Annotated in this window: 15 protein-coding genes and 1 riboswitch; of the genes, 5 read left to right on the forward strand and 10 right to left on the reverse strand. The window is 67.8% G+C overall.

All coding sequences use genetic code 11. From position 1 onward, the window contains the following. Window positions 1-122 precede the first annotated feature (122 nt). The 5 genes from metF to LXT13_RS06280 form a co-directional block, all read right to left on the reverse strand. Window positions 123-956, reverse strand: a complete 834-nt coding sequence (gene metF / locus LXT13_RS06260; RefSeq protein WP_233370872.1) for a methylenetetrahydrofolate reductase [NAD(P)H] — start codon at window positions 954-956, stop codon at window positions 123-125. Continuing rightward, on the reverse strand, window positions 953-1699 hold the full coding sequence (locus LXT13_RS06265; RefSeq protein ID WP_233370874.1) for a TlyA family RNA methyltransferase: 747 nt from the start codon (window positions 1697-1699) through the stop codon (window positions 953-955). Before LXT13_RS06265 ends, metF begins: the two co-directional genes overlap by 4 nt. Window positions 1700-1704: 5 nt before the next feature. Then, entirely contained in the window at window positions 1705-3123 is a 1419-nt protein-coding gene (gene ahcY, locus LXT13_RS06270; RefSeq protein ID WP_233370876.1) for an adenosylhomocysteinase, read from the reverse strand. A gap of 71 nt (window positions 3124-3194) precedes the next feature. Next, window positions 3195-3273, reverse strand: a riboswitch (S-adenosyl-L-homocysteine riboswitch). A 37-nt stretch (window positions 3274-3310) separates the two neighbouring features. Then, the gene (gene ppk2, locus LXT13_RS06275) at window positions 3311-4483 is read right to left on the reverse strand and encodes a polyphosphate kinase 2 (RefSeq protein WP_233370877.1); all 1173 of its coding nucleotides are present in this window, start codon (window positions 4481-4483) and stop codon (window positions 3311-3313) included. A gap of 102 nt (window positions 4484-4585) precedes the next feature. After that, window positions 4586-4801: a hypothetical protein gene (locus tag LXT13_RS06280; protein WP_233370879.1), complete on the reverse strand. Its 216-nt coding sequence runs from the start codon at window positions 4799-4801 to the stop codon at window positions 4586-4588. 182 nt (window positions 4802-4983) lie between these two features. Here LXT13_RS06280 and LXT13_RS06285 point away from each other — a divergent pair, with 182 nt between their 5' ends. After that, window positions 4984-5985 carry an aldo/keto reductase gene (locus LXT13_RS06285; protein WP_233370880.1) on the forward strand — a complete coding sequence of 334 codons (1002 nt, stop codon included), beginning with the start codon at window positions 4984-4986 and terminating at the stop codon, window positions 5983-5985. 22 nt (window positions 5986-6007) lie between these two features. Here LXT13_RS06285 and LXT13_RS28770 read toward each other — a convergent pair whose 3' ends face one another. The 3 genes from LXT13_RS28770 to LXT13_RS06300 all read right to left on the reverse strand — a co-directional run bounded on the left by LXT13_RS28770 (window position 6008) and on the right by LXT13_RS06300 (window position 8554). Further along, window positions 6008-7078 carry a hypothetical protein gene (locus LXT13_RS28770; protein ID WP_233370882.1) on the reverse strand — a complete coding sequence of 357 codons (1071 nt, stop codon included), beginning with the start codon at window positions 7076-7078 and terminating at the stop codon, window positions 6008-6010. Between the two features lie 133 nt (window positions 7079-7211). Next, the gene (locus LXT13_RS06295) at window positions 7212-7457 is read right to left on the reverse strand and encodes a hypothetical protein (RefSeq protein ID WP_233370884.1); all 246 of its coding nucleotides are present in this window, start codon (window positions 7455-7457) and stop codon (window positions 7212-7214) included. A 2-nt stretch (window positions 7458-7459) separates the two neighbouring features. Next, complete coding sequence (locus LXT13_RS06300; RefSeq protein WP_233370885.1) at window positions 7460-8554, reverse strand: DNA glycosylase AlkZ-like family protein; 1095 nt, start codon at window positions 8552-8554, stop codon at window positions 7460-7462. Between the two features lie 96 nt (window positions 8555-8650). On the opposite strand from LXT13_RS06300, the gene yajC reads away from it, so the two are divergent. Genes yajC through LXT13_RS06320 form a run of 4 tightly spaced genes read left to right on the forward strand, consistent with a single transcriptional unit; the run spans window position 8651 to window position 14497 of the window. After that, complete coding sequence (gene yajC / locus LXT13_RS06305) at window positions 8651-8974, forward strand: preprotein translocase subunit YajC (RefSeq protein ID WP_233370887.1); 324 nt, start codon at window positions 8651-8653, stop codon at window positions 8972-8974. Window positions 8975-9029: 55 nt separating this feature from the next. Then, window positions 9030-10910 (forward strand): protein translocase subunit SecD, encoded by a 1881-nt coding sequence (secD, locus tag LXT13_RS06310; protein ID WP_233370889.1) that lies wholly within the window; start codon window positions 9030-9032, stop codon window positions 10908-10910. A gap of 12 nt (window positions 10911-10922) precedes the next feature. Then, a complete protein-coding gene (gene secF, locus LXT13_RS06315) occupies window positions 10923-11957 on the forward strand; it encodes a protein translocase subunit SecF (RefSeq protein WP_233370890.1) in 1035 nt (344 codons plus the stop codon). A 47-nt stretch (window positions 11958-12004) separates the two neighbouring features. Then, window positions 12005-14497 (forward strand): DUF1631 family protein, encoded by a 2493-nt coding sequence (locus LXT13_RS06320; RefSeq protein WP_233370891.1) that lies wholly within the window; start codon window positions 12005-12007, stop codon window positions 14495-14497. Window positions 14498-14618: 121 nt separating this feature from the next. On the opposite strand, the gene LXT13_RS06325 is transcribed toward LXT13_RS06320, so the two are convergent. Then, window positions 14619-15071, reverse strand: coding sequence for a Smg family protein (locus LXT13_RS06325; RefSeq protein WP_233370892.1), 453 nt, complete (start codon window positions 15069-15071; stop codon window positions 14619-14621). 185 nt (window positions 15072-15256) lie between these two features. Further along, complete coding sequence (locus tag LXT13_RS06330; protein ID WP_233370894.1) at window positions 15257-15466, reverse strand: hypothetical protein; 210 nt, start codon at window positions 15464-15466, stop codon at window positions 15257-15259. Window positions 15467-15780: the final 314 nt, after the last annotated feature.

Below are 15780 nucleotides of genomic sequence, written 5' to 3' on the forward strand. Positions count from 1 at the left end.
GGATCCGGTTTGACGCAACGCAACACGCTCCGGCCACCGCCCCGCGGTGGCGGCCCGCGTTTGCCTTAGGTCAACAAGCCCTCAGATCGCCGCGGCGTCCGGGCAACAGTGTGACGGCGTGTTCAGCGGCTCAAGCCGAGACGCCGGCAGAGCTCCAGCGTCAGCGCGCTCTGGTTCAGCGTGTAGAAGTGCAGGCCCGGCGCGCCGCCGGCAATCAGTCGCTCGCACAACCGCGTGATGACGTCCAGGCCGAAGGCACGGATGCTGGCGGCGTCATCCATGAAACCCTCCATGCGCATCTGCACCCAGCGCGGGATCTCGATGCCGTCGCGCTGCGCGAACTGCGCGATGCGGCTGTAGTTGTGGAAGGGCATGATGCCCGGCACGATGGGTTGCGTGACGCCGGCCTTGCGCGCCTCTTCGACAAACTGGAAGTAGGCGTCGGGGTTGAAGAAGAACTGCGTGATCGCGCCGTCCGCACCGGCCTTCATCTTGTCGGCGAAGTGCTGCAGGTCCTTGGCGGCATAGCGCTGCTGCGGGTGCACCTCAGGGTAGGCGGCCACCTCGATGTGCCAGTCGCTGCCTTGCGTATCGCGGATGAACGCGACGAGCTCCGACGCATAGCGGAACTCGCCCGCTGTGGCCGTGCCGCTGGGCAGGTCGCCGCGCAGCGCGACGACGCGATGGATGTTCTGCGCCCGGTAGGTGGCGAGGATCTCGGCGATGTTCTCGCGCGTGGAGCCCACGCAGCTGAGGTGCGGCGCGGCCTCGAAGCCGGCGCCCGCGATGTCCATGACTGCGGACAGCGTCTTCTCGCGCGTGGAGCCGCCGGCGCCGTAGGTGACGCTGAAGTATTGCGGCTGGAGCGCGCCGAGCTCCTGCACGACGGTCTTGAGTTTCTCGACACCGACCGGCGTGTTGGGCGGGAAGAACTCGAACGAGACGGATGTGGTCATCGGGAGGCGTACAAAAAGAATTCGCGGTTGCCATCACCGCCGGTGATGGGGCTGTCGAAGTAGTCCAGCACCTTGAGGCCCAGGGCCGTGCAGGCCAGGCGCACGCGCGCTTCCAGGCGCGGGTAGTCGGCCTCGTCCTTCACGAGCCCGCCCTTGCCCAGCGCCTGCGGCCCCAGCTCGAACTGCGGCTTGATCAGAACGAGCAGGTGGCCGTGCGCCTCCAGCCAAGGCAGCAGCTCGGGCAGGCTGGCCACCATGGAGATGAAGCTCAGGTCGCCGACGATGATGGTGAAGCCGCCGGTGGGCGCATGGGCGCGCAGGCCGTCCAGCTCGCGCACGTGAACGCCCTCCAGCGCTGTCACGCGGGCATCGGCACGCAGCCGCGCATGCAGCTGTGCGTGCCCCACGTCCACGCCGACGATGTGTCGCGCGCCGTGCGCGAGCAAGCAGTCGGTGAAGCCGCCGGTGCTCTGGCCCAGGTCCAGCGCCGTGTGGCCGGCCACCTCCAGGCCGGTGTGCCTGAGCGCGCCTTCCAGCTTCAGGCCGCCGCGCGATACATAGCGCAGCTCTGCGTCGTCGGTGACGCGCAGCTGCGCCGTGTCCGGCAGGTCCTCGCCGGCCTTCTTCAGCGCGACCCAGCCGGTGGGCGAGGCCCACTCCGCCGCGCCGTGCTGGATCAGCCGCTGCGCGGCCGAGCGCGTCGGCGCCAGGCCTTGTGCGACGAGGAGCTGGTCAGCGCGCACGGGTCTCAGTAGCGATACGTGTCGGGCTTGTAGGGGCCTGCCTTGGGCACGCCGATGTAGGCCGCCTGCTCCTCGGTCAGCTCGGTCAGCTGCGCGTTCAGCGTGGTCAGCTGCAGGCGCGCGACCTTCTCGTCCAGGTGCTTGGGCAGCACATAGACCTTGCCGATGTCGTAGGCGTCCTTGTGCGCGTAAAGCTCGATCTGCGCGATCGTCTGGTTCGCGAAAGAGGAGCTCATCACGTAGCTGGGGTGGCCCGTGCCGCAGCCCAGGTTCACGAGGCGGCCCTTGGCCAGCAGGATGATGCGCTTGCCGTCAGGGAAGATGACGTGGTCGACCTGCGGCTTGATCTCTTCCCAGGTGTACTTCTCGAGCGACGCAACGTCGATCTCGTTGTCGAAGTGGCCGATGTTGCAGACGATGGCGTTGTTCTTCATCGCAGCCATGTGCTCGTGGCGGATGACGTTCTTGTTGCCGGTGGTCGTCACGAAGATGTCGGCCTTGTCGGCTGCGTATTCCATCGTCACGACGCGGTAGCCTTCCATCGCGGCCTGCAGCGCGCAGATCGGGTCGATCTCGGTGACCCAGACCTGGGCCGACAGCGCGCGCAGTGCCTGGGCCGAGCCCTTGCCCACGTCGCCGTAGCCGGCCACGACGGCGATCTTGCCGGCCACCATCACGTCGGTGGCGCGCTTGATGCCGTCCACCAGCGATTCACGGCAGCCGTACAGGTTGTCGAACTTGCTCTTGGTGACCGAGTCGTTGACGTTGATGGCACGGAAAAGCAGCGTGCCCTTGGCGGACATTTCCTTCAGGCGGTGCACGCCGGTGGTGGTCTCTTCCGTCACACCGATGATCTCGGCGCTCTTGCGCGTGTACCAGGTGCCGTCTTCGGCGACCTTCTTCTTGATGGCCGCGAACAGGATGCGCTCTTCCTCGCTGCCGGGGTTGGCCAGCACGGAGAGATCCTTCTCTGCCTTCTGGCCCAGGTGCATCAGCAGCGTCGCGTCGCCGCCGTCGTCCAGGATCATGTTGGGGCCTTCGCCGGCCTCGCCCTTGGCGCCGAATTCGAAGATGCGGTGCGTGTAGTCCCAGTAGTCCTCTAGCGTCTCGCCCTTGTAGGCGAACACCGGTGTGCCGACGGCAGCCAGCGCGGCGGCGGCATGGTCCTGCGTCGAGAAGATGTTGCACGACGCCCAGCGCACTTCAGCGCCCAGCGCCTGCAGCGTCTCGACGAGCACGGCCGTCTGGATGGTCATGTGCAGCGAGCCGGTGACGCGCGCGCCCTTCAGCGGTTGCGTGGCCGCGTATTCCTTGCGGATGGCCATCAGCGCCGGCATCTCGTGCTCGGCGATCTTGATTTCCTTGCGGCCCCAGTCGGCCAGCGACAGGTCCTTGACGATGTGGGCGGGGAGATTGGCGGTCATGTCGGCTCCTTCAGTACATGAAGCCGCTGACGCGTGTCGAGGGAGTTCAGGCCTCACCCCGACCATCGGTCAGCGGGTGAGCGCGGTTGCAGAAGATCTGGTTCCGAGCCTGGCCTCAAGGGTATTGAGGTTGCAACGCTCCTCGGAAGTTCGAGATTCTAGCCAGCGCCGCCCCGCCGCGTGACGGTCAACCCGCGCCGCCGGCTGCCAACAAATCGTCGCCTGGCGCCGAAACGAGGGCCGGCCGGCCGACGATCAGCGGGTCCACCGCACCGATGCGATCGAGTTGCCGCTCCTTGTACGGAAGCCGGTGCAGCACATAGCGCAGCGCATTGAGCCGCGCGCGCTTCTTGCAGTCGCTCTTGATGACGGTCCACGGCGCGTCCGACGTGTCGCAGTGCAGGAACATCGCCTCCTTGGCTCGCGTGTAGTCGTCCCACTTGTCGAGCGAGGCCATGTCGATGGGGCTCAGCTTCCACTGCTTCAGCGGATGCAGCTTGCGCTCCTTGAAGCGGCGGCGCTGCTCGTCGCGGCTGACCGAGAACCAGAACTTGAACAGGTGGATGCCCGAGCGCACCAGCTGGCGCTCGAACTCCGGCGTCTGGCGCAGGAACTCCTGGTACTCCTGCTCCGAGCAGAAGCCCATGACCCGCTCGACACCGGACCGGTTGTACCAACTACGGTCGAACAGCACGATCTCGCCGCGCGTGGGCAGGTGCTCCACATAGCGCTGGAAGTACCACTGGCCACGCTCTACCTCGCTGGGTTTCTCCAGCGCGACAACGCGTGCGCCGCGAGGGTTCAGGTGCTCCATGAAGCGCTTGATCGTGCCGCCCTTGCCGGCGGCGTCACGCCCCTCGAACAGGATGACGACGCGTGCGCCGGTTTCCTTCACCCAGGCTTGTAGCTTCAGCAGCTCCACTTGCAGCCGGTACTTCTGGCGCTCGTAGGCCTTGCGCGACAGCAGGTTCTTGTACGGGTAGCCGCCCTGGCGCCAGTTTGGATTGAGCGCGGTGTCGGCGTCCACCTCGGCGGCGGGCGTCACGCTTTCCTCGTGATGGCGCAGCGCGCGGCGCAGGTGGCGACGCTCATCGGGCGAGCTGCCGTCCAGCAGCGTGGCCAGCTCGTCGGCCAGCGCCTGCGGGCCGCCGTCGCCCTGCTGGTGGCGGCGCAGCAAGTCTGCCAGCGTCTCGCTGCCCACCATCTGCTGACGCGTCGTGGCGCGGCTGACGCGGTGCTGCTCCAGGCCATCGGCGTCCAGCCGGGGCGGCACGTCACCGGCCGCCGTACGGCGGGCGCTATTGCGCCGCGGCGCCTGGCGAGGGGATTCGGCGCTTCGCGCGCGGGGCAGGGTGGGCATCGTCTCTCCTCCTGAATGTGACGGGATGATGACGATGCTGCGCGCGGCGTCGGTGCCCCGGCTTGATCCCGGTCAAGGTGCGGCAGGGCCAGCGCGACGCACTTACGGCCCGGGTGGAAAACTGCCGAAACGCTCGGGCCGGCCGCGCTCCAGCAGTCGCAGCCGCCGTTCCAGGTCGGCCAGGTCGCAGGCGTCGTCCAGAAAGCGCTCGTCGTCACTTCGCAGCCACTGCTGCCAGCAGCGCCTCAGCCAGGCAGTCCAGCGAGACTCGCTGCGGCGTCGGGCCTGGCAGGGCAGGGTGCGGGTGGCTGGGTGCATGCGGAGGCTCCTTCGTGTTGAGTCACCGCACGGTAGAAGCCGGGCCGCACGGCGCCAAGGCACAGCGCACACGACGGCGGCTGGTCCTGTATCAACGCGGGACCGGGTACAGCGCGTGCCGACGAGGATGTGCCAGAGTCTTTAAGCTGCACTTTCCTGGACGACGTTTGCAAGGAGCCGTGATGACGCACCCCCATTTCCCCCGCCGCCGCCTGGGCGCCACGGGCCCCGAGGTCTCGGCCCTGGGCCTGGGCTGCATGGGCATGTCCGAGTTCTACGGCCCAGCCGACGACGCGCAGTCGCAGGCCGTGCTGCACCATGCGCTGGATGTCGGCATCGACTTCCTCGACACCGCCGACATGTATGGCAGCGGCGCCAACGAGCGCCTGCTGGCCGACCTGCTGCGGCAGCGGCGTGACGAGGTGGTGCTGGCCACCAAGTTCGGCCACGTGAGGGCGCCGGACGGTGCGGTCACGCGCATCGACGGCAGCCCGGCCTACGTGCGCCAGGCTTGCGACGCCAGCCTGACCCGGCTGGGCGTGGATTACATCGACCTCTACTACCAGCACCGCGTCGACAAGACCGTGCCCATCGAGGAGACCGTCGGCGCGATGGCCGCGTTGGTGCAGGCCGGCAAGGTGCGCCACCTGGGCCTGTCCGAGGCGTCGGCCGCGACCATCCGCCGAGCGCATGCGGTGCACCCTATCGCCGCTGTGCAGACGGAGTATTCGATGTGGAGCCGCGACGTGGAGGCCGAGATCCTGCCGACGTGCCGCGAACTGGGCATTGCGCTGGTGCCCTACAGCCCGCTGGGGCGCGGCTTCCTGACCGGCGCCATCCGCTCGGCCGAGCAACTGGCACCCGACGACCGCCGCCGCATCCACCCGCGTTTCCAGGGTGGCAACCTAGACCACAACCTCGCACTGGCAGATTCGCTGAAGGGGTTCGCCGATGAATGGAGCTACACGCCGGCCCAGATCGCGCTGGCCTGGCTGCTGCACCAGGGGCCGGACATCGTGCCCATCCCCGGTACGCGCAGCATCGCGCGGCTGGATGAGAACGCGCAGGCGGCGTTGATCCAGCTCGACGGTGGCCGGCTCGATCGCCTCCAGGCGCTGCTGACGGCGCATGCCATCGCCGGAACGCGGTACCCGGAGGGGCAGATGGGCAGCGTCAACGTCTAGCGTAGCCGGTTGTCCGTGCTGACTAGGAGCTGGCTATCAGGGCCTTTTCGCTACCGGCCAAGAAATTGCTGCAAGCGCGCGATGGCGGCGAGCCTGGACGGTCGGTTCCGCATGCGGGCACTCGGGCGCCGCTGCGCGTGTCGAGCAGCAGGGAGTCGCCCTGCAGAAAACTGTAGGCCAGCGCATTGCGCGAGAGTTCCTTGAGGTCGAGGTAGCCCATGGCATGGGTCTCGACCGCGCGCTGGTACTCGTGGGTCAGGTCGATGCGCAGCACGCTGTCGTCGCTTGCCGACAAAGCCAACGGCACGCCTGCCTGTCGATAACGCGCGACGGGGTGCTTCGCGCCCTGAAGACCGAGAAGCACGGCGTCTTGAGTCAGGTGGGTCTCCACAAGCATTCGCTGCGTTGCCATCTGGTTCAGCGTGCTGTCCGCCTGGCGTTCCAGTCCGATGGACGCGCCATGCCCGATGCGATGCACCGCCAGCGCATTGAGCGCCTGGGAGACATGGTCGTGCGGTTGTTCGTGGGGAAGCTGCCCCCGCACCAATTCACCCGCGTCCAGGCTGAGCCGCACTTTGGGGAGCACCACCCACATCTGGCGAATCAGCGCAGCATGCCAAGTCTGGTTGCCGCGAGTGGCCGGGTCGTCCTCCAGACCAGTGAAGCTGATCCCGGCATAGCGTGGGTCGGCATCGGCCAGCAAGAAGGCCAGAGCGAGCTGCGCGTTCACCTGTTCCTCAGGGGCGTTGCGATCGACCTGTGCCAGGTGGCGAAGGGCGACGCTGCAGCCATGAGCTGCATGCGGGGTGCGTTGGCACCGGCTCAGCGCGTCGATGTGGTTCAGTTCTGCGCGGGTTTCGGCCATCAGGCGCGGCAAGTCAGGATCGCGGGTCCATTCGCCCTTTTCATAGCGCACGGTGCTTCGGAAGTCGCCCGGCCGGGCCGCGGCCAATGCTCGGGCCTTGTCCATGCCCAAGGGTTGCAGCATCTTGAGGTAACTCACCCGCTCTGCGCCACGGCGGTTTCGTAGCTCCAGCTGCATATCGGCCTCGCGGCCCAGAGTGGCGGCGCGGTAGCGGTCGATGGCATCCACCAATCGCGTCTGTGCAGCGCTGTCGGCTTCGTGACGCGTACGAGTAGGCGTCGACTAGCCGGCGGTAGTTCGCGCCGATGGCAGCGAACTCCTTCATCGGCGGCCGTACAGCATTGCATGGAGGCAGGGTGATCTAGTGGGTCGCGCGGTCCACGCACTTGCCATCCTCGGTGGCCCAACGAATGGCGCTTTCCGCATACACGCTGCCGATGGGTGACGCATGCAGGTCACCACCCGTTGGAAACTCGCTGAGGAACTGGCTCAGCTGGACAGGATCGTGTCGGAGGCGCTCGAACGGCGCCTCGGCTTGCAGTTCGTCGGCACGCCCCTGCGACAGGAGCACTAGGCTCAGCAGCAAGCCGGTCATCAGCGGGTACATGCTCAGTCCCCCAACCCCAAAAAGACACCCAACCGCTGGACCTCGTCCTCAAGCGCCGCCTTGAAACCGGCATCCCGCGGCGCGCGGCCGGTGACGTAGCCGCACTCCACCTTCAGCGCGCCGCCCTTCACGCTGGCATTGGCCCAGCCGATGACCTCGTCGCGCCACAGCAGCGGTAGAGCGTAGTGCCCGCGCACGCGTTGGGCCGCCGGCGTGTAGGCCTCGAAGCGGTAGGCCCAGCCCCAGAGCAGTTCGAAGCGACGTCGGTCCCACACGACCGGATCGAAGGGCGCCAGCAGCCGCACCTGGCTTGGCACGCGCCAGCCACGCGTCGGGTCTTCGGCCGCGGGCCAGTACCAGTCGGTGCCGTCGACCTTGGCATGCGCCAGCCGCGCCTTCGCGCGCGCCAGTGTCGGCTTGCGCAGGTCGGCCCATTGATGAGCGGCGAAGAACAGCATGCTGATCAGCGTGGACAAGCTGCCCGCCGGCAGCGGCGCGTATTTCTGCACCAGCGCGTCGGCCATCGCGTCCATCGCGGCCTGCGGGTCGGGGTGCGGCTCCCAGGGGGGCGCGAGGCGGTAGATGCGCGTGCCGCTGTCGCGTCGCACGACGTTCAGGTGGCCGCGGTAGTGCAGGCCGTCCAGCAGTTCGGTCGTGAGCCGGCTGTTGCCGCCGAACCAGTTCTTCACGGCGCCGTGGCCCAGCGCGGCGTCCACGTCGGCCGGGTGGGCCTCGCCCAGGCGCTCGACTTCGGCCAGCACGGTGTGCGCCAGAATCCAGCGGGCGTCGTCCCACACGCGGCGTGCGGAGCGCGGATGCATCAGCGCGCGCAGCCCTGGCGTGACGAAGCCGTAGTTGATGAAGAAGTCCTCCTGCAGCGGCAGGCGGGGGTAGCGGCGCTCCAGGTCACCGGCGCGGTAGCCCTTGACACGGTGGCGCAGCGTCAGGTCCTGGGCGCGGGCCGGCGCACGCAGCGGGTCGGCCTGCACGAAGCCGCCCAGCCGCTCGACCGCGTTCACTAGCGTCGTGGGCGCGAACAGGCTGCGCGCCACGGCGTGGCGGCGCAGGGCGGCGAGGTCCGGGGGCTTGGGTGGCATGGGCGAGGGCATTATCAGGAGAGCCCGCCGGCAGCCCACTAGAATTCAAGGTTGCTTTGCGGCGGCCCAAGCTGCCACTTTCCCAAGGAATTCAACGTGTTCATCTCCAACGCCTACGCCCAGGCCGCTCCCGCCGCCGCCAGCCCCGAGTCCGGTCTCCTCGGCATGCTGCCGCTGGTGCTGATGTTCGTCGTGCTGTACTTCGTCATGATCCGGCCGCAGATGAAGCGCCAGAAGGAAGCGAAGGCGATGATCGAGGCGCTGGCCAAGGGCGACGAGGTCGTCACGGCCGGCGGCGTCATCGGCAAGATCAGCAAACTGGGTGACAGTTTCGTGCACCTCGAGGTGGCCAATGGCGTGGAGCTGCAGGTGCAGCGCGGCGCCATCACCCAGGTTCTCCCTAAGGGCAGCTTGAAGTAACCCGGCCCGGCGCCACCTCCGGCCGACCGCCCGCGGCGCCGACAAGGAATCTCCCATGAACCGCTATCCGCTCTGGAAGTACGCGATCCTGCTCGTCGCGTTGCTGATCGGCGCCCTCTACACGCTGCCCAACCTCTTCGGCGAGGCGCCGGCTGTGCAGGTGTCGTCGGCCAAGGTCACCGTCAAGGTTGACACGTCGGTGCAGGAACGCATCGAGGCCGCGCTGAAGAGTGCCGGCGTCCAGGCGGACTATGTGCAGTTCGACGGCAGCTCCATCAAGGCCCGCTTTGGTGACACCGACACGCAGCTCAAGGCCAAGGATGCCATCAACAAGGCGCTTAACGCCGACCCCAACGAGCCGACCTACATCGTCGCGTTGAACCTGCTGTCGCGCTCGCCGCAGTGGCTGACCGCGCTGCATGCCAACCCGATGTATCTGGGCCTGGACCTGCGCGGCGGCGTGCACTTCCTGATGCAGGTCGACATGAAGGCGGCCCTGACGAAGAAGGCCGAGGCGCTGACCGGCGATGTGCGCAGCCTGCTGCGAGAGAAGAGCATCCGCCACAGCGGCATCACGCGCGATGGCAACACGGTGCTCATCGCCTTCCGCGATGCCGAGCAGCGCACGGCAGCGCTGCCTGTGCTCAAGAGCCAGCTGCCCGACGTCACCTGGACGCCACAGGCCGACGGCGGTATCGCCGGCGCGCTGAGCCCGCAGGCCCAGGTGAGCGTTCAGGACGCCGCCATCAAGCAGAACATCACGACGCTGCACAACCGCGTCAACGAGCTGGGCGTGGCCGAGCCGGTCATCCAGCAGCAGGGGCTGGATCGCGTCGTCGTGCAGCTGCCCGGCGTGCAGGACACCGCCAAGGCCAAGGACATCATCGGCCGCACCGCCACGCTGGAGCTTCGCATGGTGGACGACAGTGCCGAGGCGCTGGAGGCGTTGAAGGGCAACGGCCCCGTGCCGTTCGGCACCGAGCGCTTCATCGACCGCGGCTTCGGCCCCATCATCGTCAAGCGTCAGGTCATCCTGACCGGCGACAACCTCAACGATGCCCAGCCTGGCTTCGACGAGAACCACAACCCTGCCGTGCACCTGACCGTCGACGCCAAGGGCGCGCGGATCATGAAGGAGACCTCGCGCGAGAACATCGGCAAGCGCATGGCCATCCTGATCTTCGAGAAGGGCAAGGGCGAGGTCGTCACGGCGCCCAAGATCAACTCGGAGCTGGGCAACCGGTTCCAGATCAGCGGCTCGATGAACACGCAGGAAGCCGCCGACACTGCGCTGTTGCTGCGCGCCGGCTCGCTGGCCGCACCGATGGAGATCATCGAGGAGCGCACGATCGGCCCGAGCCTGGGCAAGGAGAACATCGAGAAGGGCATCGCCTCCGTTACCTGGGGCTTTGCCGCCGTTGCGGTGTTCATGTGCATCTACTACCTGCTGTTCGGCGTCTTCTCGTCGCTGGCGCTGGGATTCAACCTGCTGCTGCTGATTGCCGCGCTGTCGCTGATGCAGGCCACGCTGTCGCTGCCGGGCATCGCCGCCATCGCGCTGGTGCTGGGCATGGCCATCGACTCCAACGTGCTGATCAACGAGCGCGTGCGCGAGGAGCTGCGCGGCGGTGCGTCGCCGCAGCAGGCCATCCACCTCGGCTACGAGCGCGCCTGGGCCACCATCCTGGACTCCAACGTGACGACGCTGATCGCCGGCGTCGCGCTGCTGGTGTTCGGCTCGGGCCCGATCAAGGGTTTCGCCGTCGTGCACTGCCTCGGCATCCTGACGTCGATGTTCTCGTCCGTCGTGTTTTCACGTGGCCTCGTGAACCTCTGGTATGGCCGGCAGAAGAAGCTCAAGAGCGTGTCCATCGGACAGGTGTGGAAGCCCCAACCCGATGCCGCCGAGGCCACCGACGTGGCTGCCAAGGTTTAACGAGACAACGACATGGAACTCTTTCGCATCAAGCGCGACCTGCCGCTGATGAAGCATGCGTTGATCTTCAACGCCATTTCCTTCATCACGTTCGCGGCCGCCGTCTTCTTCCTGGTCACGCGCGGCCTGCACTTTTCCATCGAGTTCACCGGTGGCACCGTCATCGAGGTGGCCTACCCGCAGGCCGCCGAGATCGAGAAGACGCGCCAGGTCGTCGAGAAGATGGGCTACGGCGAAGTGCAAGTGCAGAACTTCGGCTCCTCGCGCGACGTGATGATCCGCCTGCCGGTGCGCGCCGGCGAGAAGCAAACCGAGGTCGTCGGCAAGGTGTTGACCGAGCTGTGCAAGGCCGAAGCTGGCACGGTCAGCGAGCACCAAGAGATCACGCCGCAGGGCGAGCAGATCAGCAAGCAGATCTGCAAGACGGCGGACGGCGCCGAGCCGTTGAAGCTGTCGCGCTCGGAAGTCGTCGGACCGGCAGTCGGCGCCGAGCTGGCGCAGGACGCTGCCTACGCGCTCGCCGCCACGGTGATCGGCATCATGATCTACCTGGCCATCCGCTTCGAATGGAAGTTCGCGATCGCCGGCATCATTGCTAACCTGCACGACGTGGTGATCATCCTGGGCTTCTTCGCCTTCTTCCAGTGGGAGTTCTCGCTGGCGGTGTTGGCGGCCATCCTGGCGGTGCTGGGCTACTCGGTGAACGAGTCCGTCGTCATCTTCGACCGGGTGCGCGAGGCCTTCCGCAAGTTTCGCAAGATGAACACGCACGAGGTCATCGATCACGCGATCACGTCGACGATGAGCCGCACCATCATCACCCACGGCTGCACGCAGCTGATGGTGATCTCCATGCTGCTGTTCGGCGGCCCGACGCTGCACTACTTCGCCGTCGCGCTGACCATCGGCATCCTGTTCGGCATCTACTCCTCCGTGTTCGTCGCTGCAGCCATCGCGATGTGGCTCGGCGTCAAGCGTGAGGACCTGGTGAAGGCCGCGGCGAATCGGGACGACCCCAGCGACCCGAACGCCGGGGCCGTCGTGTAGAGTGGTCCGCAACCTCCACCCCTGAAGCGCCGAGCCCACCCGCCCCCATGACCGCCGCCCGCAACCAGGCCCTGGCCACGCAGGCACGGCGCGTCTACCTGGAAGCGCTCGTGCGCGGCATGACGCCGCTGGTCGCCGCCATCGGCCAGGGTGCCACGCAGCTGCTGTCCCAGGGGGCGCCCCACTCGGTGATGCTGGCCCGCCGCGACGCGGTGCAGGCCTGGCAGAAGATCGGCCCCAACTGGCAGATGGCCGTCGTCGGTGCGCTGCGCCACGCGGCCCTCCACGGCGTGGCCGACACCGGCCGCGACCTGGACTCCACCGCTACGGCGGCGTCGCAGAAGATGACGCTGGTCGACGACTCGACCATCGAGCGCGAGATCACCAGCTCGCGCTTGGCGCTGGTCATGATGGACCGCGCCACCTGGGAGTTCACCGATCTGCGCACCCGCATGCAGGCGCTGGAGGCGCACGATGACCTGGAGCCGCTGGATCTGCTGCGTGCCCACGTCGTGGCCCGCATCGCACTGGACGCCTGGACGCGCGTCGGCCTGGGTGCCGAGGTGTGGCAGCTGCTGCATCACGAGCTGCACGAGGAGTTCGCGCAGCTCATCAGCGAGGCCTATCACGAGACCAACCGCTGGTTGATTGCGCAGAAGGTGCTGCCCGAGGTCGATCTGCGGCCCTTCATCCGCCGCACGGCGCAGGCGGCGCGCGAGGCGACGGCGGCGGTCAGCGTGCCCGTGGCCGCCCCCACGCCCGTAAGTCCCGCCTCGTCGACGGTGGCCTCCGGCGTGGCTCCGCTGACGCAGCCGTCCGGCAGCGGCGAGCTGCCGCGCAGCCGGGCCAGTTCGCAGGCGGACGAGGTCATGGCGCAGCTGCAGCGCGTGCTCGCGCGCCATGTGCCCGGCTTCCCGGTCAGCAAGAGCCAGTCGCCGGCGCGGCCCGGCAGCGGCCGGCCCAGCCTGGCCGCGCTCGGAGGCCTGGGCGGCACGGGGGGCACCGGCGGTGTGGCGGGCAATGCCCTGGCCGGTGCGGGCGGCGAGCTGTCGGGCCCGTCGGTCGGCGCCCGGCCCGCGCTGGCCGATGCGCCCCCGGCCATGCCGGCATCGCCGCGGCTGATGGGCGCGATCAAGCATGCGCAGGAATCATTCCAGCGACGCCCGGGCGCCGCGCCGGCCAGCAGTGGAGGCGGACTTGCCGACCTCGGCGGCCAGAGCGCGCCCCGGCAACTGGAAGAGATCGGCGCGCGCAACCAGGCCTTCAAGCAGGTTCTCAAGCAGGCAGCCAGCACGCCGGCCGAGCGCGCGACGATCGAGATCGTTGCGATGTTGTTCCAGAGCATCCTGACCGAAGAGCGCATTCCGGCCACCGTGCGCGTCTGGTTCGCGCGGCTGCAGATGCCGGTGCTGCGCGTGGCCGTTTCCGAGCCCGACTTCTTCGCCGCCGCCGATCACCCGGCCCGCCGCCTCATCGACCGCATGGGCGCCTGTGTGATGGGCTTCAACACGGCGCAGAACACCGGCCCGGGCAGCAGCGATGCGCTGGAGCGCGAGATCAAGCGCGTCGTGCAGGTCGTCGAGGCTTATCCGGACACCGGTCGCCGCGTCTTCGCCACGGTGCTGACCGAGTTCGAGAAGTTCCTCGACCACTACTTCGAGAACGAGAACCAGGCCTCCAAGCGCGGCGTGTCGCTGGCCCAGCAGGTCGAGCAGCGCGAGACGCTGGCCATCCAGTACACCATCGAGCTGCGCAAGATGCTGTCCGAGGTACCGGTGCAGGACGGCGTGCGCGACTTCCTGTTCCATGTCTGGGCCGATGTGCTGGCCGTCACGGCCGTGCGCTCTGGCGCCCAGGCCGAAGTCACCAAGGCCATGAAGCGCGCCGCCGCCGACCTGATCTGGAGCGCCAGCGCCAAGTCCTCGCGCGAGGATCGCGCCGAGGTCATCCGCCGCCTGCCTCCGCTGCTGAAGACACTGCGCGACGGCATGAGCCATGCCGGCCTGGCCGTAGAGAAGCAGGACGAGCATGTGCGCCAGCTGAACAACGCGCTGGCGGCGGCCTTCACGGCCAAGACGGCTGCCATCCCGCGCGAGCGCCTGGACGAGCTGATGGATCAGCTGGAGACGCTGGAAGCCATGCTGCCCGAGGAGCTGGAAGGCGAGGGCAGCGTCGACGAAATGCTGGTGCGCGACCTGTCCGGCCACGAGTCCGACGGCATGGAAGTCGTCGCCGAGGGCGGCTCGGCGCCGACGCCGGCCATGGTCGCCTGGGCTCGCGAGCTGCAGGTCGGCGGCTGGTTCATGCTGGACTACCGCGGCCGCAACGAGCAGGTGCAGCTGGCCTGGCGCGGGCTGCGCAAGCAGCTGGCGCTGTTCGTCACGCCCAAGGGCCGCGGTGTGCTGTTCTCGCTGAACCGCATGGCGGCGTTCCTGCAGGCCGGGCTGCTGCTGCCGGCGCAGGACGAGGCGCTCACCGTGCGCGCCACGCGCAAGGCGCTGGCCAAGCTGGATGCCGACCCGAGCCAACTGCTGAAATAGGACTGCCACCTGCGCGCTGGCGCGTGCCCCTGTTTGTGCCTGGCAAGGCCGGTTCCACGGCAGTCGCTGGATGAAATGAAAACGGCGCCCTCGGCGCCGTTTGAACTGCGAACTGCAGGAATCAGTGAATCAGCCGTTCTTCCGGCGCGACGAACAACTCGTCGAGGATGAGCGCGTCGGGCTCCTCGCCCAGGCTCCAGAACACCATCAGCACGATGATCTTCAGGTCTTCCAGGTCCATCGGCGCGCCGGGGATGGCCATGGCGCGGTCGATGACCATCTCGCGCATCGGGCCGGGCAGCACGCCCGCGGATTCAAGGAAGCTGACGAAGCCGATGGAGGCTTCGCCCAGGTGTTCGATCTCGGCTGCCGAGTAGACGCGCAGCGCATGCGCGCTCTGCTCGCCGTGGTAGGCGTCGCCGGCTGCAGCCAGTCCCTCAAGCCAGTGCAGGGCTTCCTGGATCTCGTCGTCCTCGAAGCCGACGGCCGTCAGCTTGCGGGTCAGTTGCGCGTGGTCCGGGCAGGCGTCCGGGCGCCAGTAGGTCTCGTAGAGATAAACCAGGACATCGAACATGGTGAGGGGATGATAGCCCAGGGGTTTCGCCGGCCTGCAGGCAAATAACCCCCCCGGATCGGTCTCTCTTGCCGTCACCAAGCTTGCTATGCTGGCCGGCGGCGGTGGAACGGCTGCCCGGCCGGTCGAGCCAACTGGCCGTCCAGTTCCTGCTCCAGCAGCGCCCCGCTCAGCTCAACGGCGGGTCAGCCGCCACGGACCATCAGCGCATGATGGCTCACCGGGTCGAACCCCCTTGCATCCAGCATCGCCTGATGTTGCTGGGGCGGTTCCTCGACCTCCGGTGTGGCCATCGGCTTCGCGCCCAGCGGCGGCAGATCCTCCAGCACGTCCTCGGCCGACTCGACGAGCTTGGTGCAATGGCGGATCGGCGCATGACAGCCGCGCGTCTGCACCCAGGAATTGCGAAAACCACGCGCCGGCCTCTGCCGCGAGCCGGCCGTGATCAGCGAGCCCGACGGCACCGCTGCGTCGACGAAGAGTCAGCCTTCGCTCCTGCCGGCGATGATGCGGTTGAGGCGCGGGAAGTTGACCTGCATGACCGGTGTGCTCAGTGAGTACTGGCTAACAATGAGCGCGCCGGAACACAGCGACCGGGCGGACAGGCGGCGTTGCGCCTGGGGTAGACCTGGTCCTGCCCCTTGCCCACGACGGCCAGCGAGGGCGTGGCGAGCAGTCCGCGCCGACCGTCCAGCTACAGCAGCCGCGG

Source organism: Pelomonas cellulosilytica (genome assembly GCF_021353265.1).
GTDB classification, from domain to species: domain Bacteria; phylum Pseudomonadota; class Gammaproteobacteria; order Burkholderiales; family Burkholderiaceae_C; genus Pelomonas; species Pelomonas cellulosilytica.